The organism is Pseudomonas sp. Pseu.R1 (genome assembly GCF_045764065.1).
Taxonomy (GTDB): Bacteria; Pseudomonadota; Gammaproteobacteria; order Pseudomonadales; family Pseudomonadaceae; genus Aquipseudomonas.
Genome location: NZ_JBJGEE020000001.1, coordinates 274,219 through 292,346 on the forward strand (window position 1 = coordinate 274,219; position 18,128 = coordinate 292,346).

Annotated in this window: 20 protein-coding genes; 5 read left to right on the forward strand and 15 right to left on the reverse strand. The window is 61.1% G+C overall.

All coding sequences use genetic code 11. The annotated features are described in order from the left end of the window. Positions 1-5 precede the first annotated feature (5 nt). The 4 genes from ACI5GA_RS01260 to ACI5GA_RS01275 are packed head-to-tail and all read left to right on the forward strand — an operon-like array spanning position 6 to position 2,700. The gene (locus tag ACI5GA_RS01260; protein WP_421421261.1) at positions 6-668 is read left to right on the forward strand and encodes a response regulator; all 663 of its coding nucleotides are present in this window, start codon (positions 6-8) and stop codon (positions 666-668) included. Beyond that, positions 665-2,038, forward strand: a complete 1,374-nt coding sequence (locus ACI5GA_RS01265) for an ATP-binding protein (protein ID WP_421421262.1) — start codon at positions 665-667, stop codon at positions 2,036-2,038. Before ACI5GA_RS01260 ends, ACI5GA_RS01265 begins: the two co-directional genes overlap by 4 nt. 39 nt (positions 2,039-2,077) lie before the next feature. Continuing rightward, positions 2,078-2,548: an arsenate reductase ArsC gene (locus ACI5GA_RS01270; protein ID WP_404631776.1), complete on the forward strand. Its 471-nt coding sequence runs from the start codon at positions 2,078-2,080 to the stop codon at positions 2,546-2,548. After that, entirely contained in the window at positions 2,548-2,700 is a 153-nt protein-coding gene (locus tag ACI5GA_RS01275) for a hypothetical protein (RefSeq protein WP_421421264.1), read from the forward strand. The genes ACI5GA_RS01270 and ACI5GA_RS01275 overlap by 1 nt, the downstream gene beginning before the upstream one ends. Here the strand turns inward: ACI5GA_RS01275 and ACI5GA_RS01280 are convergent. The 15 genes from ACI5GA_RS01280 to ACI5GA_RS01350 form a co-directional block, all read right to left on the reverse strand. Next, a complete protein-coding gene (locus ACI5GA_RS01280; protein ID WP_421421265.1) occupies positions 2,690-2,857 on the reverse strand; it encodes a hypothetical protein in 168 nt (55 codons plus the stop codon). The two genes, ACI5GA_RS01275 and ACI5GA_RS01280, sit on opposite strands and share 11 nt — an antisense overlap. Next, a complete protein-coding gene (locus ACI5GA_RS01285; RefSeq protein WP_421421266.1) occupies positions 2,784-3,038 on the reverse strand; it encodes a LysR substrate-binding domain-containing protein in 255 nt (84 codons plus the stop codon). Before ACI5GA_RS01285 ends, ACI5GA_RS01280 begins: the two co-directional genes overlap by 74 nt. Then, a complete protein-coding gene (locus ACI5GA_RS01290) occupies positions 3,035-3,304 on the reverse strand; it encodes a LysR family transcriptional regulator (protein WP_404631780.1) in 270 nt (89 codons plus the stop codon). Before ACI5GA_RS01290 ends, ACI5GA_RS01285 begins: the two co-directional genes overlap by 4 nt. Before the next feature lie 140 nt (positions 3,305-3,444). Next, entirely contained in the window at positions 3,445-3,948 is a 504-nt protein-coding gene (locus ACI5GA_RS01295; protein WP_421421267.1) for an HIT family protein, read from the reverse strand. Positions 3,949-3,969: 21 nt separating this feature from the next. After that, a complete protein-coding gene (locus ACI5GA_RS01300; protein ID WP_421421269.1) occupies positions 3,970-4,962 on the reverse strand; it encodes a GNAT family N-acetyltransferase in 993 nt (330 codons plus the stop codon). A 99-nt stretch (positions 4,963-5,061) separates the two neighbouring features. After that, positions 5,062-5,655 (reverse strand): peroxidase-related enzyme, encoded by a 594-nt coding sequence (locus tag ACI5GA_RS01305; RefSeq protein WP_404631784.1) that lies wholly within the window; start codon positions 5,653-5,655, stop codon positions 5,062-5,064. After that, entirely contained in the window at positions 5,655-6,182 is a 528-nt protein-coding gene (locus ACI5GA_RS01310) for a CMD domain-containing protein (protein WP_421421271.1), read from the reverse strand. Before ACI5GA_RS01310 ends, ACI5GA_RS01305 begins: the two co-directional genes overlap by 1 nt. A gap of 66 nt (positions 6,183-6,248) precedes the next feature. Continuing rightward, entirely contained in the window at positions 6,249-7,814 is a 1,566-nt protein-coding gene (locus ACI5GA_RS01315; protein ID WP_404631788.1) for an ABC transporter substrate-binding protein, read from the reverse strand. A gap of 54 nt (positions 7,815-7,868) precedes the next feature. Beyond that, positions 7,869-8,882 (reverse strand): ABC transporter ATP-binding protein, encoded by a 1,014-nt coding sequence (locus tag ACI5GA_RS01320; RefSeq protein WP_421421273.1) that lies wholly within the window; start codon positions 8,880-8,882, stop codon positions 7,869-7,871. After that, positions 8,872-9,873 carry an ABC transporter ATP-binding protein gene (locus ACI5GA_RS01325; RefSeq protein WP_421421275.1) on the reverse strand — a complete coding sequence of 334 codons (1,002 nt, stop codon included), beginning with the start codon at positions 9,871-9,873 and terminating at the stop codon, positions 8,872-8,874. The genes ACI5GA_RS01320 and ACI5GA_RS01325 overlap by 11 nt, the downstream gene beginning before the upstream one ends. After that, positions 9,870-10,790 carry an ABC transporter permease gene (locus tag ACI5GA_RS01330; RefSeq protein ID WP_404631794.1) on the reverse strand — a complete coding sequence of 307 codons (921 nt, stop codon included), beginning with the start codon at positions 10,788-10,790 and terminating at the stop codon, positions 9,870-9,872. The genes ACI5GA_RS01325 and ACI5GA_RS01330 overlap by 4 nt, the downstream gene beginning before the upstream one ends. After that, entirely contained in the window at positions 10,787-11,761 is a 975-nt protein-coding gene (locus ACI5GA_RS01335) for an ABC transporter permease (protein WP_421421277.1), read from the reverse strand. The genes ACI5GA_RS01330 and ACI5GA_RS01335 overlap by 4 nt, the downstream gene beginning before the upstream one ends. Then, positions 11,758-13,218 (reverse strand): FAD-dependent oxidoreductase, encoded by a 1,461-nt coding sequence (locus tag ACI5GA_RS01340; RefSeq protein WP_421421279.1) that lies wholly within the window; start codon positions 13,216-13,218, stop codon positions 11,758-11,760. The genes ACI5GA_RS01335 and ACI5GA_RS01340 overlap by 4 nt, the downstream gene beginning before the upstream one ends. Positions 13,219-13,424: 206 nt before the next feature. Beyond that, positions 13,425-14,375, reverse strand: a complete 951-nt coding sequence (locus tag ACI5GA_RS01345) for a LysR family transcriptional regulator (protein ID WP_421421281.1) — start codon at positions 14,373-14,375, stop codon at positions 13,425-13,427. Positions 14,376-14,561: 186 nt separating this feature from the next. Then, a complete protein-coding gene (locus ACI5GA_RS01350) occupies positions 14,562-15,608 on the reverse strand; it encodes a substrate-binding domain-containing protein (RefSeq protein ID WP_404631802.1) in 1,047 nt (348 codons plus the stop codon). A gap of 345 nt (positions 15,609-15,953) precedes the next feature. Between ACI5GA_RS01350 and ACI5GA_RS01355 the strand changes: the two genes are divergently transcribed. Then, complete coding sequence (locus ACI5GA_RS01355) at positions 15,954-18,107, forward strand: TonB-dependent receptor (RefSeq protein ID WP_421425420.1); 2,154 nt, start codon at positions 15,954-15,956, stop codon at positions 18,105-18,107. Positions 18,108-18,128 lie beyond the last annotated feature (21 nt).

The window sequence follows — 18,128 nt, forward strand, 5'->3', positions numbered from 1 at the left end:
CTTGCATGCGTCTGCTGTTGATCGAAGATGATGTTGCGCTGGGTGAAGGGATACATCAGGCGTTGAGTCGAGAGGGTTACACCGTCGATTGGGTGAAAGACGGCAGCAGTGCGCTGCATGCGCTGCTCAGCGAAGGGTTCGATCTGGCGATACTTGACTTGGGCCTGCCCAGGCTTGATGGGCTGTCGGTGCTACGGCGTCTGCGAGAGAGCGGTTCTGCTCTGCCTGTGTTGATTCTCACCGCGCGGGATGCCACCGAGGATCGCATCGCCGGCCTCGATGCGGGTGCTGACGATTACTTGATCAAGCCCTTCGACCTCAGTGAACTCAAGGCGCGGCTGCGCGCTCTGCTGCGACGCAGCGCCGGGCGCGCACAGGTGGCGATCGAGCATGCCGGCATCCGGCTCGACCCTGCGACGCAGCAAGTGAGCTATCACGCAGCGCCCGTTTCTCTCACCCCTAAGGAATACCAGCTACTGCATGAGCTGCTGTCCCCTCCCGGCCGTGTAATGACTCGCGAGCGCCTGACACAGTTGCTTTACGGTTGGAACGAAGAAGCGGACAGCAACACCCTGGAGGTGCACATTCATCACCTGCGCAAGAAGTTTTCCAGTGAACTGATTCGCACCGTCAGAGGCGTCGGCTATTTGGTGGAGGATCGCCTTTGACCTCGATACGTCGTCGCACCCTGACGCTCATCATTGGCCTGGTACTCATCGGGCTGACGATCCTGACGCTGACCAATGTCCATGACAGCAACCACGAGATCGCCGAGGTCTACGACGCGCAACTCGCCACCAACGCCCGGTTACTGCAAGGGGTGATGCGCATGCCACTGGCGCGTCAGGAGCACGCCCAGCTGTATCAGGCGTTCAACCAGGCCTTGAGCCAGGCAGACCCCAAGGTCGATGGCCATCCATACGAAAGCAAGATCGCCTTTCAGGTGTGGGATCTACACGGCAACCTGCTGGTGCACACCCCCAGCGCGCCAACCCTGACGCATGCGCCGACCTATACCGGGTTCAGCGATATCAATGATCTGGGAAAACATCAGTGGCGCACCTTTGTGCTCAAGGACGAGACGCATAACCTGCTGATCTGGGTGGGCGAGCGCGATGATGTGCGCTCCGATCTGGTCAATCGCATCGTGCGCCATACCGTACTTCCCAATCTTATCGGAAGCCTGTTGTTGATGGCCGCCATCTGGCTGGCCATTGGGTGGGGTTTAAAGCCGTTGGCGGATCTGGCCGCCACGTTGCGGGGGCGCCATCCAGGCTCACTTGAGCCCTTGCAACTGGCGCCATTGCCCAGCGAACTCGAACCGATGCAAGCAGCCCTGAACCGGCTGCTGGGGCAGATTCAGGAAGTGCTGAGCCGCGAACGGCGTTTCATCGCCGATGCAGCCCACGAGATGCGCACGCCACTTGCGGTGCTTCGAGTACATGCTCAAAACGTTCTAGAGGCACAAAACGACGCGCAACGACGGGAGTCACTGAACTACCTCGTCGTGGGCGTTGATCGAACGACAAGATTAGTCAATCAACTGCTGACGATTGCCCGGCTCGAACCCGGTACTAACCCGATCAAGACGCAGCTTGGAGATCTTGTGGCTTCCGTACGCGAAAGCCTTGCGCAGTTGACACCCTGGGTCTTGAGCCGAGGTGTGGAACTGTCTTTCGAGTGCAACGAGCAGACGCATCTGCTGGACACTGACTTCGCGGCGATCGATATCGCGCTACAGAACCTGATTACGAATGCGGTGAATTTCTCGCCAGCAAACGGCCAAATCAACGTCATCCTGGCTGTTAAAAACGACGGTTTTGAATTGAGCGTCGAGGATCAAGGGCCCGGCATCAGTGAGTCTGATCGTGAACGGCTTTTCGAGCGCTTCTACAGCAAAGGTAACGACCACGGGGTCGGGCTCGGTCTTGCCATCGTGAAGACCGTCGCAGTACGCCTCAGCGGTGCAGTTCGACTGGAAAACAGAGTGCCTACAGGATTGGTTGCCATCCTCGCAGTTTCCGTCGTGGCGCAATAGTGTGGGTGGGGTTGAGCATCAGCACGTAGGAGTCAGTTTATGAAAATCCTGTTCATGTGTACGGCCAATAGCTGCCGTAGCGTCTTGTCCGAGGGGCTATTCAATCATCTAGCCCCGGACGGATTCACAGCCATCAGTTCGGGCAGCTTCCCCAGCGGCACGCTCAATCCGCGTGCGGTGAGCACTCTGCAAGGATTGGGAATCGACACGTCCGACCTGTACAGCAAAGGCTCGCAAGCCTTCGCAGACACACCACCTGATGTCGTCATCACTGTGTGCGACAAGGCCGCCGGCGAGCCTTGTCCGGTGTATTTCGGCCCAGCAATCAAAAGTCATTGGGGGCTGTCCGACCCGTCCGAGGTAAACGGCACTGATGAAGATAGTCAGGCCGCATTCGACGCGACGGTTGAACACATCAAGAGGCGATTCTCCGCGTTCTTCACCCTGGATCTGAAAACGCTTCAAGGTGCGGATCTGAAACAGGCCCTGGATCGGATCGGAGCACTGTGATGAGCGAATTTGATAGGTACTCCGCCGAGACCTTTCCAGCCCTTGATCTGTCGCTGATGGATCTCCCCACCGCCGATAAGCTGGGCCTGGCCGACATAACAGGCCGAATCAAGCCCTATACGAGTTTGTTCGAGACTTTTGTTATTGGCTGATGCCGACAACGAACTCCAGGAATGCACGTACTTTTGCCGGGGGCAAGTGCCGCGAAGGATAGAGCGCGTAAAGCGGGAAATACTCATCTGGCCAATCGGCAAAAAGTTCGATGAGGCGTCCTTCTCGCAGTGCAGCCTCTACGCCGAGTTCCAACACCTGAGCGACGCCCTGCCCCTCTTTGCTCGCCGAACCGCACAGCCAGATCGACTCCCTCTGCCACCAAGTCGCCCAATTGTTCCCGAGTGACGAGATCCAGCTCGATTTCAGGGTAGGTTTCCATGAAGCTCCCAAGAGCCGGTGCCAGGATCACTCTGGAGAAATACGGATCAACATTCACCCTGAGTCGCCCCGCACTGCAGTAGCACTGCCCGATGCCATCGTCGCCGCCCCTTCAAGTGCGGCAAGCAATGGCGCTATCTCTTCGTAGAGTTGGCGACCTTCAGCCGTGAGCGTGACTGACCGGGTCGTTCTGTCAAATAGGCGGATACCGAGCCTTGCCTCAAGCCGGTCGACTGCTCTGCTGACGCCTGACTGGGTCATGTCCAGCGCACGCGCCGCATTGACGAAACTTCCACTGTCGACCACTGCAGACAGCACTCCCATTCCACTGACTCGGTGTCAGCACCGTCGCTGAATGCATCGATCAGTTATCCACATCGCCTGCCTGGATCAGCGCAGGCCCAGGCGGCAGGGGTTTTGTCGAAGCGGCGGACGCCATTCTGGCGGGACGGGGTCAGCGCTGATCAGGTAAAGGCCGTCCGCAACTGCTGAATCACCTGCTCGATGGACGGCCCTTCGATCGCAACTGGCACCTCCCGCTCGCCGAACTCTCGCCAGATGAACAGCGTCAGTTCGGCGCCGTCGGTGAGGGTCTGGGCTTTGTCCGGGTTGGCGAAGGTGTTCAGCAGACGATAACGCTCATCGTCCCAGAACCGCCGCTCCACCCAGTCGTAAACGGGGATCAGGTGAAAGTGGATCGGATAGCCTGCCGAGTGGCCGTAACGGCTGATGTAGAGCCGCTCGGGCTTGAGGACGTCTTGCACCGTGCGTTGCGCACGGGCCAGCAGTTCGGCGAACTCATGCAGCGCTTCGGGCGGTAAGTCGCACAGAGAATCCACGGGTGCTTTGGCACCGAGAATCAGGTAGCCCGGCAACGCCGAGGCGAAACTGTGATTGAGCACCCAGTGCTCGGTCTCATGCACGATGAACGGCTGCGGAACATAGAACTGCCTTTCGATAACCGTCATACCCACTCCTTGAAAAGAGAATCACACGGGCGTCGTTTCCCGTTGCTCGAGCGTTTCGCCCCAGACAAACCCTTCCTCCAGCACCGGCGGCTCCAGCAGGCGGTGCACGTTGTTCAGGGCCTCTTCGGGCACCCGCTGATCGGCGCTGCGGCGAGCGTTGCGCCGTAAGGCCAGCTCCAGTGGCGCCTTGATGAAGATGGCGATCACCGGCACTGCGAATTCGCGGGTTATCGTCAGCAGCGTTTCGCGGTGAACCCGTGCAGGCAACGCGGCATCGAACACGATGGCGCGAGGGCCCAGACGACCGACGTTATTCGCAATCCAGCGGGATTTGCCTGCACCTTGCACCCCCATCACCAGGTACACAGGCCCTTGGGTGTTTGCCAGTTCGCGGCGCAGTTTCTGCCAACACTGCGCCCACGCTTGCTGGTTGCGCTCAAGGGTGAACACGCGGCCAGTCGGGGTTTCCAGATAGTGATCCGGGTTGATGACGACCGGCTCACCTGCGCTCGCCACATCGGGTTGTTTCTCGAACAAGTGAACGCCAGGCGCATCCTCCCGCGGCCCCAAATCCTGCCAGCCGTTGCGTTGATAAAACCGCCACGCCGACAGGTTGGCAACACTGGCGGACAAACGTAATGAACGACACCCCTGCCCGGTCAGAAACGCCCACGCGTAGGCCTCCAACAGCGCCCCCAAGCCCTGGCCGCGCGCCTCGGGCAGCAAATACAAAAGGTTGATATAGCCGACCGAAGGATCGTTCTCGACTCGACTCATGTTGATCTGGCCGATGATCCTGCCGCCCTGCCAGACATGTACCAGACAGCCCGGCCACGATGCTGCCCGTGTGCGCAGATGAGCGATATGACGCTCAGCCCCCTTGCCATCCGCCTCATGGAAGCCCTCGGTCGAGCCAAAACCGAGAATGTGCAGATCAAGGGCGAAACGAACGCAAACCTTGGCGTGGGCGTCGAGGTCGATGGGTTCGAAGCTCAGAGGAACGAGGGTATCCATTCTGAAAAACGTCCTGTAGGTAAGTCAGGTGTCACCTTTGATTGGATAACGCGCTAGCGCCGACGGCAGGCACCGGTCAATCAGCGCTCGCACTTCCATTCACTCCCGTTCGAACGCAAATACCGGCTCGCCCAGGTTGAGCATCAGCCGATTGGCCCAGGCAAAAATGGAAATCGCGTGAATCAGATCGAGGATCTGTCCGTCATTCAGCCCGTGCTCGCGGAGCGCCTGTATGTGACGGGTACCGATTTCTGCGGGGGCCAGCGTCAGCTCGATGGAGAATTGCACGATGGCCTTTTCCCGTTCGCTGGTCCCGGCTGTCGCCGGATCGGCAAAAATCTCCCGGATGACATCGTTGCGTTTGGCCAACTGTTCGAAGCGCTGGGCGTGGACCGAGGCGCAGTACACGCACTTATTGATCCGCGACACCACCGTGCTCGCCAGTTCGCGCTCGCTGCGCGGAAGCCCGCCGGGTGCATACATGATGGCGTTGAAGGCCTGGGAACGCTGACGCAGGATGTCCGGGTGATGTCCCAGGGTCAGGTAGTAGTCAGAGGTCTTGGCTTGCGGATGACTCTCTTCGAGCACCGCGATCTGCTCAGGGGTTGCGGTTTCAAGGTCAAGCGTCGGCAACCAGGCTTTCCAGCCCAGCACCTCGTTGGTGAATCCGTTGCTGCGAATGGTTTCGCTCATCACGCGGCTCCTGTGGCCGACAAGGCTGAAAGGCCGGCGGCCAGTCGAACCTGATAGGAAAGAAAGGCGATCAGTTGCGCCAGCACCACAATTTCCCCGGTACTAAGCCCCTGTTGCTGCAAGGCCTGCAACGCAGCCCGATCACCATGGACCGGAGACTCGATCAGCGTCCTGGTGAAGCGCAGGATCGCCGCCAGACGGCCATCGTTGAGTTCATCCAGCTTTCCGGCATCGATCAACGCCAGCCCATCGGAGTCGATACCCTGCGCTTGCAGAGCCTTCAGGTAATACGCGCAAAGCGTGGCTTGCGGCGTCAGACGGGCAGCGAAGTATGCCACCCACAGGCGTTCGGTCAGTGACAGGTCAATCCCCAAATCCTGGGCGAAGAACAGGTTATGGCTGCCCTGAGTCGCCAGGGCGACTTTGTCACGGGCATGGCGCACGCCGTGTAGCGCAGAGCCAGGCTGGATATCAAGCAGGCTGTCGAGCACATCGGCAGTGACAGCGATCGGAGAAGTCGAGGACATGGCAATTCCTGAAGTCTATGGAAGCCATCCCGCATCGGCTGTGGCCCATGCGGGATGACCGCGGGTTCACGGTTGTTCGGTGACCATAAGGGCGGCCGTTCGGTCACTGACCAGCGGCTCGACCTTCAGCCCTTTGCGCGCCGCCCAGATGTTCTGGTAGTGGAACAACGGGATGATGCCGACGTCATCGCTGACGACTTTCACCGAGTCCTGAAGGATCTTGCGGCGCTTGGCGTCGTCGAATTCAGCGGTGGAGTCGATCAGAGCCTTGTCCACCAGCGGGTTACTGTAGTGACCCCAATTGGAAGCACCCTGCCCTTTACTGCTGTCGACCGTGGTCAGGATGTTGGTCAGTGCGTACGCCGCTTCGCCGGTGCCGTTGCCCCAGGCGATCACGCTGATTGCCAGTTCGTTCTTATTGGCTTTACCGGCGTACACGGCCCACGGCAGCACTTCCAGCTGGACCTTGACGCCGATCCGCGACCAGAACTGCGCCACCGCCTGCATTGCCTCGGGTGCCTGCGGGTAGCGGTCGCCCGGCACGTGAGCGGTCAGCTGAAAGCCCTCGGGAAAACCCGCTTGCGCCAACAGCTCCTTGGCCTGTTTCGGGTCGTATGGAATGTTCTTCACGTCCGGGTTGTAGCCGAAGGTGTTGGCGGGCATCCACTGATTGGCCTCGGTCACGGTGCCTTGCATGATGCGCTCGTCGATGGCCTGACGGTTGATCGCCAGCGACAGCGCCTTGCGCACACGCACGTCACGCAGCGGGTTTTCGACCAGTGGCTTGCCCGCATTGTCGCGAATGTATTCGTTCGGGCCTTCGCGGAAACTTGGCTGGATGATCAGCGCGCGCAAACCCTGATAGGCGAACACGTTGACACCTGCCGTCTTGCGCAAGCGTTCGACATCGGTGGGCGAGACCTTGTCGATCACGTCCACATCGCCCGCCAGCAGTGCCGCCGTGCGGTTGGCGGCGTTGGCGATGAAGCGGAAATCCACTTTGTCCCAGGTCGGTCTGGCGCCCCAGTAGCTGTCGTTGCGTTCGAAGATCGTGCGGTCACCCGGCACGTAGGACACGAAACGATACGGCCCGGTGCCGATCAGTGCCTTGCCCGAGTTGTAGTCGGCACTACTGGCACTGGCACCGGCATGACGGCTGACGATGTAGATCGAATCCACGTCAGGCAGCAGGTTGGCGTTCGGCGTTTTGGTTTTGATGATCAGGGTGTGATCATCTTTGGCCTTCACCGACTCCACCGTGCGCGTGGCACCGGCGTAAGACGCCACGCTGCCCGGCACGTTGCGCGCCCGTTCGAAGGAGAACACGAAGTCATCGGCGGTCAGCGGCGTGCCGTCCTGCCATTTCACATCATCGCGCAGGTCGAACTGCCAAGTGGTGTCATCCAGCACTTTCCAGCTTTTCGCCAGGCCCGGCAGGGTCTTGTCGTCGTGACGGTTGACCAGCGATTCGAAGGCGTGCAGCGCCACCGAACGGTCACCGGCATAGTTATTGAGTTGCGGGTCGAGAGACGACACCGGATCGGCGTAACCGATGCGCAGCGACTGCGCCGAAACGCTGCCAGCCGCCAGGATCAGCGCCGAGGCGATCAGTGTACGAACACGTGGTTGCATGAAGAAATCCTTGTACGCAATGGCAATGGACACGGCGAGCATTCAAGTGCTCGCTCATGACGGGTCGTTGAGGTGACACGCACTCAGGTGGTTCGGCGAAACCTCCCTGAGCACTGGAACGTCTTCGCGGCAGCGTGCTGTAGCGTGCGGGCAGCGAGGGTGGAAATGACACCCGGCGGGCGGGTTCAGCGGGCTGGGGATTTCCCCTTTGATCGCGTCATATCGGGTATTGCGAACATCGAAACGCGGAATCTGAGCCAATAGCGCCTGGGTGTAGGGATGGTTTGCCCGGACGAACAGGTCGTCTACCGACGCGCTCTCGACCACACGACCCAGGTACATCACCACCACGCGGTCGCACAGATGCTCGACCACCCCCAGGTCGTGACTGATGAACAGGTACGTCAGGTTCAGCTCGTCGCGCAGATCCATGAACAGGTTGAGAATCTGCGCCTGAATCGACACGTCCAGCGCCGCCACCGATTCATCGCAGACCAAAAGCTCAGGCTGCACGGCCAACGCACGGGCGATGCCGATGCGCTGACGCTGGCCGCCACTGAACTGGTGCGGATAACGCTGACGAAACTGCGGGCTGAGTCCGGCCCGTTGCAACTGCGCGCTGACGTAATCGTCGAAACCGGCCTTGTCGGTCAGGCCATGCAACAGCGCGCCTTCGCCGACAATCCGGTCGACCCGCAGACGCGGGTTGAGGCTGGACGACGGGTCCTGGAAGATCATTTGGACTTTGAGACGCACTGCATGGCGTTCCTCGACCGACAGCGAGTCGAGGGATTTGCCGTTCACCGACGCCGTGCCCGAGGACACCGGCAACAGCCCGGCGACCATGCGCCCCAGGGTCGACTTGCCGCAGCCGGACTCGCCCACCAGTCCCACCACTTCACCACGATGAATGCGCAGATCGACACGATCGACTGCGTGGGTCACCGGCTTGATGCGGCTCAGTTGCAGGCGTTGCAGCAGGCGCTGAACCGAGTGGTCGGGGGGCGGTTTGCCAAAGGTCTTGCTGACCTGATTCAACTCGATCAGCGGGATCTGTTCACTGCGCATCGGCGGCTCCCGGATGAAAACAACGAACGGTCTGGCCGGGGGCGACATCGCGCAGCGGCGGCTCCTCTGCGCACCGGTGCGAGGCACGCGAGCAACGGGCAGCGAACGCGCAACCGGCAGGCATCGACAACAAGTCCGACGCCATGCCGGGGATCTGTCGCAAGCGCTGGCCACGATGGTTGCGGCTTGGCAGGCTGTCGATCAGGCCCTGGGTGTAAGGGTGTTGCGGGCGGTCGAGCACATCATCCACCGCCCCCTGCTCGACGATGCGCCCGGCGTACATCACCGCCACATCATCGGCCAGACCAGCGACCACGGACAGGTCGTGGGTGATCCAGATCAGCGAGGTGCCGTGCTCACGCACCAGTTTCTGCACTTCGCTGAGAATCTGCGCCTGAATGGTCACGTCGAGCGCGGTGGTCGGCTCGTCGGCGATGATCAGGTCGGGCGAATGCAGCAAGGCAATGGCGATCGCCACGCGCTGACGCATGCCGCCCGACAATTGATGCGGGTAGGCACGCAGGCGTTCTTCCGGGCTGGGAATGCCCATCAGCGCCAGGGTACGTGCAGCGTGCTCGCGGGCGTCGCGCTTGCTCAGCGAACGATGGGCGCGCACGGCTTCGATCATTTGTGTATCGACCCGCAGCACCGGGTTGAGGGTCATCATCGGGTCCTGAAAAATCATCGCGATCCGATTACCTTGCAGGTCACGCAACTGCGCGGGCGAAAGCCCGGTGAGGTCGCGCCCCTTGAACAGCACCTGACCACCACTGATTCGGCCTGGCGCATCGACCAGCCCCAGAATCGAGAACCCGGTCACCGACTTGCCCGACCCGGACTCCCCCACCAGCCCCAACACACGACCGGGCTGCACGCGCAACGACACATCACGCACCGCTGGCAGCACGCCTGCGCGGGTGTGGAAGGAGGTACACAAATTGAGCACTTCGAGGGTCGGGGCCGCCACGGCGGACGATTCAGGCAGGCTCATCGCTGCAACCTCGGGTTCAGAACGTCACGCAGACGGTCGCCGACCAGGTTGATCGCGACGATGGTGATCAGCAGCGCCAACCCGGGAAACAGGCTGATCCAGTATTCGTTGCTGAGCATGTATTGAAAGCCGTTGGCGATCAGCAGCCCCAGAGAGGGTTCGGTGACCGGCACGCCAAGGCCGAGGAACGACAATGTCGCTTCAAGGGTGATGGCCCGGGCGATCTGCAACGCGCCGATGACGATCAACGGCGGCAGGCAGTTGGGCAGAATGTGGCCGACGACGATGCGCCACGGCCCGATACCCTGTCCGCGTGCGGCCTCGACGTACTCCCGGCGGCTTTCGGTCAACGCCTGCCCCCGTGCCGTGCGGGCGTAATAGGCCCACTCCAGCAGCACCAGGGTGAGCATGACGTTGCCGACGCCCTTGCCCAGCCACGCCAGAATCATCAGCGCCATGAGGATCACCGGGAAAGACAGCAGCAGGTCCACCAGACGCATCAGCAAGGCGTCGACCCAGCCGCCGACATAGGCCGAGACCAGCCCGAGAAGCGTGCCGATGACCGCCGCGATCAGCGCCGAACCGATGCCCACCCACAGGCTGATGCGCAGGCCGTACATGATCGCCGATACCAGATCGCGGCCCTGCCCGTCGGTGCCGAGCCAATAGGTGTAGCCGCTGTCCATGTTGGCACTGCCAGGCGCCAGACGCGCATCCAGCACGTTGAGCTGCATCAGGTCATACGGGTTCTGCACCACAATCCATGGCGCGAGCACCGCGACCAGCACAATGATCAGCAGCGCAATCAGGCCGACCACCGCGGTGGGTGAACTGACGAACTCTACCGCGACGCGACGCCACGGGGACTGGGCCTGCAAGCGCGCGTCGCGTGGCACAGGTCTGGAGACTGCATTCATCGGAAAGCCTCGACACGCACGCGAGGGTCAAGCAGGTAATACAGGCCGTCAACGACCAGATTCAGCACGACGAAAATCACTACGACCACCATCAGATACGCGACCACCACCGGGCGGTCCAGGGTGTTGATGCTGTCCAGAATCAACTTGCCCGCCCCCGGCCAGGAAAAGATGCTTTCAGTGACCACGGCGTAGGCAATGGTCGACCCCAGCTCCATCGCCAACACTGTCACCACCGGAATCATGGTGTTGCGCATGACGTGCATGCACATCACCCGAAGCGGTGACAGGCCCTTGGCCCGGGCGAACTTGACGAATTCCTGGGGCAGCACTTCGCGCACACCGGCGCGGGTCAAGCGCAGCACCAGCGAGATCTTGAACAGAGCCAGATTCAACGCAGGCAGCAGCAGATGTTGCAGCCCGTCGAGGGTCAGCCACGACCATTGCACACCGAACCACTCGCGGGTGTCGCCGCGACCGCTGGCCGGCAACCAGCCGAGCTTGATCGAGAACAGCATGATCATCATCAACGCCACCCAGAACGCAGGCAGGGAAAACCCGACAATGCTGGCGGCCATCATCACGCGTGACAGCGGGTGGTCAGGGTAAGTCCCGGCGAACGTGCCCAGCGGCACGCCGATCACAACGGCCAGAAAAAGCGCGCTGAAGGCCAGCTCGAAGGTCGCGGGAAGGCGTTGCAGGATCAGGCGCATGGCGTCTTCGTGATAGACGAAACTCTGGCCGAGATTGCCGTGCATCGCGCCTTGCAGAAACAGCAGGTATTGCTGCCACAACGGCTTGTCCAGCCCCAGATGAGCGATAGCCTGAAGACGTTCGGCCTGGTTGAGGTCCTCGCCGACCAGAATGTCCATTGGGTTCCCAATGGCATTCAGGCCGATGAACACCACCAGCGTCATCAGCAGAATGACCAGCAGTGACTGGCTCAGCCTTCTCATCGCCCAACCCATCATGAACGCAACTCTTCAGCGGTCGGCTGGCTGGCGACCCACTCGTCACCCAGCAGTTCGGGATCGGCGTAATTGCGCATGGCCTCGAAATGCTGCTCGATGTCTTCGTTGAACAACTGGCCGATCAGTGCGTGGGCCAAGCGCTTGGAGCCTTCGCTGATCGCCGGAATATCGCCGGAGACCGCGCCATAACTCAGGGCGGCCGGGTAACTGAAGCAGTGGATGTGGTTCAGTCCGGGGCAGACGCCAGGGGTCTTTTCCTGAAATTCGAAACAGGTGCCCAGATCCGGCAGCTCGGCCAGTTCGTCATCGGCTTCGCCAGCAGGTGCCGCGAAGCGATCCCGCCAGACCCGAATCTGCGCCGAGAACGGCGCGAATTCCGGACGCAGCGCAAAATCGGTGCGAAAACCTGTGGCGAACACCAGAAAATCCGCCTCGATCTGTGCGTCAGGTGTGTTCAGCAACAGGCCACCGGCGAGGTTTTCCTGCACCGACAGCACCGGGCTGTTCAGCAGAAACCGCGCCTTGCCCGAACGCGAGACACGCAATGTGCTGCCCCGTGGTGGCGGCACTTGCTGGGTATTGAGGTAATTGCGGATACGCCATTTCCACGCGTCGGGCAGGCGCCAGTAACCATGAGTCATGCCCGGATTGCCCGCGCCCTTGCCCTTGTTGATGCGTGGCAACTCGGCGCGGCGAATTAGCAGGTCGACTCGCGTGGCGCCTGCTTCCAGTGCGGTGGCGGCGCTGTCCATGGCCGAAGCCCCTCCGCCGATCACGGCGACACGCTTGCCTTCGAACCACTCGTTCTGCAGCCCATCGGCCGAGTGCGCCCACAAGTGACGCGGCACCTGATGGGCAAAGTCCGGCACCCATGGGCCGCCCAGCCCGTCGCGCCCGGTGGCGAGGACCACGTGACGGGCGAGCAGACGCTGAGTCTGTCCGGCGGTTTCTACATCAAGCTCGACGATGCCGTCCGCCCTTGGCGCAACACGGGCCACGTAATGCTCATTGCGCACCTCCAGCGCCAGTACCTTGCGATACCAGCGCAGGTAGTCAGCCCATTGCAGACGCGGAATCTTGTCCAGCTGTGCCCAGCCCTTATCGCCGAACTGTGCTTCGTACCAGGCGCGAAAGGTCAACGCTGGCAAACCCAGCGCAGGGCCTGTCAGTTGCTTGGGCGAGCGCAGGGTTTCCATGCGGGCGGTGGTCGCCCACGGTCCTTCGAAACCTGCGGGAGCCTGATCGAAAATCACCGCCGCGACGCCCAGATGACGCAGCTCCGCCGCCAAGGCGAGACCGGCCATGCCGCCTCCGATGATCGCCACATCCAGCACAGGCGCGTCCTGATCGAGACGCGGCTTGACCCACGGATTGGCAGGCAGGTCGAGCCAGGCCAGATCCTGGCGCAGGCGCGCCTCCAGCACTTCAAGGCCAGCGGGGGCAAACGATTCGGACATGTTCGGTACTCGGCATGACGATCGGGCCAAATGCCCGGTCCTTGATTCAAATCACTTCAAAAAGCGTTCCAGAACCACAGAATATGAATTCATGAAGGCATTGAATGCTTAAATCGAATACTAAAAGGCGTTTTTTATTCTCGCAATGCGCAAAAAAGCATATTGATATTCTTTAAAAGAATATTTGATACAAAAATGCCAGTACGCTATTCGGCGTAGATGCTCTGCAGCAGTGCATCGTGGGCGCTGGCTTCGTGCATCACCATCTCCGGCAGTAGTCGCTTCGCCGCATGGGCAATCTCCTCGATCAAGGCTAGCGCCACGTCAGACAGTGGACTGGCGAAGGCCGAGATCAGGCCGAAGAAGAACGGGATGTGGCTGCTGATGGGGCGAACCACTACCCCCTCGACCGGCACGCCTTTGGCAGTAAATGGGTCGATCAGCGCAATGCCGAGCCCCGCCCCGGCCATCTGCATGGCGATCAGAGAGGTGTTGGTGTCGAGCATGCGCGGCGTGCCGCACCCGGCATCGACAAACGCCTTGTCGATGCGACGCCGGAAGCGGTAGGGATTGGCCATGGTCACCAACGTTTCGCGTGCCAGCGCCTCCATGGACAGCACTTGATGGCCCGCCAGCGGTGAGCCAGCCGGCAACACCGCTACGCAGGGGGCCTCGCCGATCCAATGAATCTCCAGCCCGCGGTGCTCAAGCGGCAGACTCACGGCCCCCAGATCCGTGGTTTTCGACAGTACGGCCTGTACGACGTTTTCCGGCGACATGCTCTGCAACTGGACGTGCTGCGGACGCAGCGGCTCAGGTAGTTGCGCCAGGGCAGCAGGCAGCAACCCGGCCGCCAACGCCGAAATCGCCACCAGCTTGATGTGGTGATTCTCCTCGTGTGTGATGAGCTTGGCCCGTTGACGAATGTTGCGAATCCCCAGCAAGGCGCTTTCGACCTCGCCATACATCATGAATGCCTTTTGCGTCGGGGTGACCTTCGGCCCGCTGCGTTCGAACAGGGCAAAGCCCAGCTCCTGTTCCAGCTCCTGGATTGCCCGGGTAACGGAGGGTTGAGACCGGCCAAGCATCTTGCCCGCTGCTGTGACACTGCCTGCCGACATTGCCGCCGCGAACGCTTCCAGTTGACGCAGATCCATACACTCGTCCTACAAATGACCAATCAAGGAGGGCGCTTAAAGCATCCTCGTGGAGGCGCAGAAGTCTACACGCAGATGGGTCTCGGCATGGAAGAGACGTTTGCAAGGAGCAATGACAGTTTGCAGCGGATCCCATGCGGGCCTGATCCGGCGCCACGTCACTGCACCGTGCCTGATCCAGCCACGTCAGATGCTCTCGCGAACGACCACGCTGCACGCCAGCAGGTTCAGACGCTGCAGCTCGCCTTCGAAGTGGAGCACCCCCAGGCTCTGCAGCACCCGTTCAGCCGCCAACACACCGATCTCCAGTGCCGGTGGTTTGATCGTGCTCAGGCTGGGCAGCAACATGTGCGCGAACGGGTAATCGCCGAAGCCGAGAATGGCGCAATCTCCGGGAATGCTCAGCCCGGCCCGCTGCGCAGCGAGCTGCCCACCTGCGGCCAGGTTGTCGTTGGCGAAGAAAATCGCATCAGGCGGCTCGGGCTGCGCCATCAGGTCGGTCATGGCCTGTTTGCCCGCCTCGAAGGGCGCCAGGGTTGCGGCCGGGGTATAGACCTGCGGCGTCAGCCCAAGCGCCCGCATCGTGTCGCGATAACCGTCACAGCGCTCGACGGCGCTCAAGTCACCCGCCGCGCTGTTGAGTACAAAGGCGATCCGGCGATAACCACGCTCATGCAAACACTGTGTGCCGCTGACGCCCACTTGATGATGTGAAAAACCGATCTGAACTGGCGTGCGGTCAGGCTGATAATCCCAGGTCTCGATCACCGGGATATCGGCATCGGTCAGCATGCGCTCGGTTCCGGCGCTGTGAAAATGGCTGGTGACCACCAGCGCCGCCGGTGACCAGCCGAGGAAGGCACGCACCGCGCTTTCTTCCTGCTCAGTAGAGAAATAACTGGACGCCAGCAACAGCTGATGACCGTGTCGACTCAAGGTATCGCTGAAGCCCTGAATGGTGTCCGCGAAAATGGGCCCCGAGATGTTAGGCACCACCATGCCAACGATCTTGCCCCGCGCCGACGCCAGACCGCCTGCCACCAGATTGGGCACGTAGCCCAGCTCGGCCACGGCCTGTTCGATTCGCTGGCGATGATCTTCCGAGACGAGTTCTGGCTGATTGAAGTAGCGCGAAATGGTCATCATCGACACGCCGACATGCCGGGCCACCACGGCCTGAGTCACGCGTCCGGCACTTCGGCGCTTGCGCGCAGGTTCTTTTGCATCTGTCACGCTTATCCCCTTTTTAAAAACCAAAACGCATAACAGGCTAATTTTTGAGTATTGGACGGTCTATGTGTCAGTTGACAATACTGGCGATGTTAGCGCTAACCAAGTGCCTTGTCAGCTACTCGCTTGAGCGAATGCCACCCGCACCGGACACCTGACGCAACATGCGCGCAGCGCCCAGAGAAGGCGTAGCGCCCGGCATTCATCTTTCCAGTGAGCATCGCTATGCAGCAGACATCAGGGAACCGTATCACCGCTGTTTTCACCCCACGACGTGCCTCATCCTGTGTGCCGACCCGCCTTGCCCAGGCCGTTGGCGCGACATTGGCACTCGGCGCATTTCCGGTGCTGGCGACAGAGCCTGCGACCCGTGTCGAATCACCCTCTTCCGCGACCGGAACGGCCACCTTGCAGGCCGTTACGGTGACCGCCACTCGGCGCGAGGAGTCGCTGCAAAAAGTCCCGGTGGCGGTCACGGTCGTGGACGGCGAACAGCTCGAACGCGACAACCGCAACGGCGTCGCGGCCATCGCCCAGCAAGTGCCTACGCTGAACTTTCGCACCGGCGCGTCGAACAAGGATACGTCGTTGTTCGTACGCGGCGTCGGCACCATTTCAACGTCCCCCGGCGTGGAACCCACGGTCGCCACCGTGGTAGATGGCGTGGTCTACGGTCGCCCCGGCCAGGCAACGCTGGACTTGCTGGATCTGGAACGTATCGAAGTGCTGCGCGGTCCCCAAGGGACACTGTTCGGCAAGAATGCTTCGGCTGGCGTACTCAACGTCATCACTCGGGAGCCGACTGAGGAAACCCACGGCTACATCGATCAGTCCTGGTACACCGGCAACGAGAGCCGCACCCGCTTCGGCATCGGCGGCAGCCTGATTCCCGACACGCTGAAAGGCTCGTTGACCACCCTGTTCGGCACCTACGACGGCAACGTACACAACAAGGCCAACGGCCAGGAGGTCAATGGTTACAACCACAAGGGGATACGGGGCAAGCTGGAATTCACACCCAACGATGACGTCAAGCTGACGCTGATCGGCGACTACATGCAATCCCATGACGACACGCCCAACGGCGTGATCAGCCAGTCGCTGACCCCGGCCTTCGCCAATGCCCTGCTGCCGGTGCGCGCCAGCAGCGACAACCGCGATCTGGTGAGCGATTACCGCAGCCATGTCGATGACATCAACAAGGGCTTGTCCGCGCAACTGGACTGGAACCTCGGCGATTACACGCTGACCTCGATTACCGCCTGGCGCGGCTGGAACAACACGCAGTACCAGGACGGCGATCGTCTTGCGAACATCACCGCCGCGTTCCCCGGCACCGAAGACAAAGGCGATCTGGACTACAACCAATACTCGCAGGAGCTGCGTCTGGCCTCACCCAAAGGCCAATTTCTCGAATACGTCGGCGGGCTGTTTTACATGCACGGCAAGGACGAAGAAACCTACCGCCGCACGCTCGTCACGCCAACGGCCACCCACACCGGCATCGCCGACTACAGCACCACCAACGACAGCTACGCGGTGTTCGGTGAAACCACGCTCAATTTCACCTCGGCGTTTCGTGGCATCGCCGGTCTGCGCTGGACCCACGATGACCTGGAATACGATCACCGCCGGGTGTCGACGTCTGCCACCACGGTCAGCGGCATTCAGCCAGGGACCAGCAGCTCCGGTTCCGTGGAAGAAGATGGCTGGTCGGGAAGATTGGGTGTGCAATACGACCTCAGCGACAGCGTTATGGCGTATCTGACGTACTCGCGCGGCTACAAGGGCCCTGCGTACAACGTGTTCTTCAACATGCAACCGCGTGACACTGGCGCGCTTAAGCCGGAAACCTCGAACAACTGGGAACTGGGCCTCAAAGCCAGCGCCTGGGACAACCGCCTGACCACCAATCTGGCGATCTTTCATAGCGAATACGACAACTACCAGGCCAACTTCTACGACACCGTGGCCGGTCAGGTGGTAACGCGGCTGATCAACGCGGGCAGTGTCAGCACCGAAGGCGTCGAGGCTGACTATGCGTTGCAGGTGACGCGCCAGTTCAAGGTCTCGGGGGCGCTGACCTACACCAAGGCCCGTATCGACGAGTTCAGTTGCCCGGTGGGCGCTGCGGCGTCGTGCAACGTCAACGGCAAGCCACTGCCTTATTCGCCGGACTGGAAAAGCTACATACGCGCCGATTACAGCATTCCGCTGGACAACGGCCTGGACATCGAACTGGGCACCGACTACAGCTGGCAAAGCGAAGTGCAGTACGACATCAGCCAGAACCCGGACACCAAGCAAGGCGCTTACGGTATCTGGAACGCCAGCGTCGCGCTGGCCGACTACAGCAACGGCTGGCGCGTGGCCCTCCTGGCCAAGAACCTCACCGACAAATCCTATTCACCGTTGCTGGCCAGCGGCTCGGGCTACATCTACCGCGCGGTGCCCCGGGACGACGAACGCTACTTCGGCGTGCAACTGCGCAAGGACTTCTGATGACCCGACTCCCACAGGACA

What these genes read in the sequence shown, in the direction of transcription:
- ACI5GA_RS01260 (WP_421421261.1), top strand. Translation starts at nt 6, where the DNA reads ATGCGTCTGCTGTTGATCGAAGATGATGTTGCGCTGGGTGAAGGGATA.
- ACI5GA_RS01270 (WP_404631776.1), top strand. Translation starts at nt 2,078, where the DNA reads ATGAAAATCCTGTTCATGTGTACGGCCAATAGCTGCCGTAGCGTCTTG.
- ACI5GA_RS01275 (WP_421421264.1), top strand. Translation starts at nt 2,548, where the DNA reads ATGAGCGAATTTGATAGGTACTCCGCCGAGACCTTTCCAGCCCTTGAT.
- ACI5GA_RS01290 (WP_404631780.1), bottom strand. Translation starts at nt 3,304, where the DNA reads ATGGGAGTGCTGTCTGCAGTGGTCGACAGTGGAAGTTTCGTCAATGCG.
- ACI5GA_RS01295 (WP_421421267.1), bottom strand. Translation starts at nt 3,948, where the DNA reads ATGACGGTTATCGAAAGGCAGTTCTATGTTCCGCAGCCGTTCATCGTG.
- ACI5GA_RS01300 (WP_421421269.1), bottom strand. Translation starts at nt 4,962, where the DNA reads ATGGATACCCTCGTTCCTCTGAGCTTCGAACCCATCGACCTCGACGCC.
- ACI5GA_RS01305 (WP_404631784.1), bottom strand. Translation starts at nt 5,655, where the DNA reads ATGAGCGAAACCATTCGCAGCAACGGATTCACCAACGAGGTGCTGGGC.
- ACI5GA_RS01310 (WP_421421271.1), bottom strand. Translation starts at nt 6,182, where the DNA reads ATGTCCTCGACTTCTCCGATCGCTGTCACTGCCGATGTGCTCGACAGC.
- ACI5GA_RS01315 (WP_404631788.1), bottom strand. Translation starts at nt 7,814, where the DNA reads ATGCAACCACGTGTTCGTACACTGATCGCCTCGGCGCTGATCCTGGCG.
- ACI5GA_RS01320 (WP_421421273.1), bottom strand. Translation starts at nt 8,882, where the DNA reads ATGCGCAGTGAACAGATCCCGCTGATCGAGTTGAATCAGGTCAGCAAG.
- ACI5GA_RS01325 (WP_421421275.1), bottom strand. Translation starts at nt 9,873, where the DNA reads ATGAGCCTGCCTGAATCGTCCGCCGTGGCGGCCCCGACCCTCGAAGTG.
- ACI5GA_RS01330 (WP_404631794.1), bottom strand. Translation starts at nt 10,790, where the DNA reads ATGAATGCAGTCTCCAGACCTGTGCCACGCGACGCGCGCTTGCAGGCC.
- ACI5GA_RS01335 (WP_421421277.1), bottom strand. Translation starts at nt 11,761, where the DNA reads ATGATGGGTTGGGCGATGAGAAGGCTGAGCCAGTCACTGCTGGTCATT.
- ACI5GA_RS01340 (WP_421421279.1), bottom strand. Translation starts at nt 13,218, where the DNA reads ATGTCCGAATCGTTTGCCCCCGCTGGCCTTGAAGTGCTGGAGGCGCGC.
- ACI5GA_RS01345 (WP_421421281.1), bottom strand. Translation starts at nt 14,375, where the DNA reads ATGGATCTGCGTCAACTGGAAGCGTTCGCGGCGGCAATGTCGGCAGGC.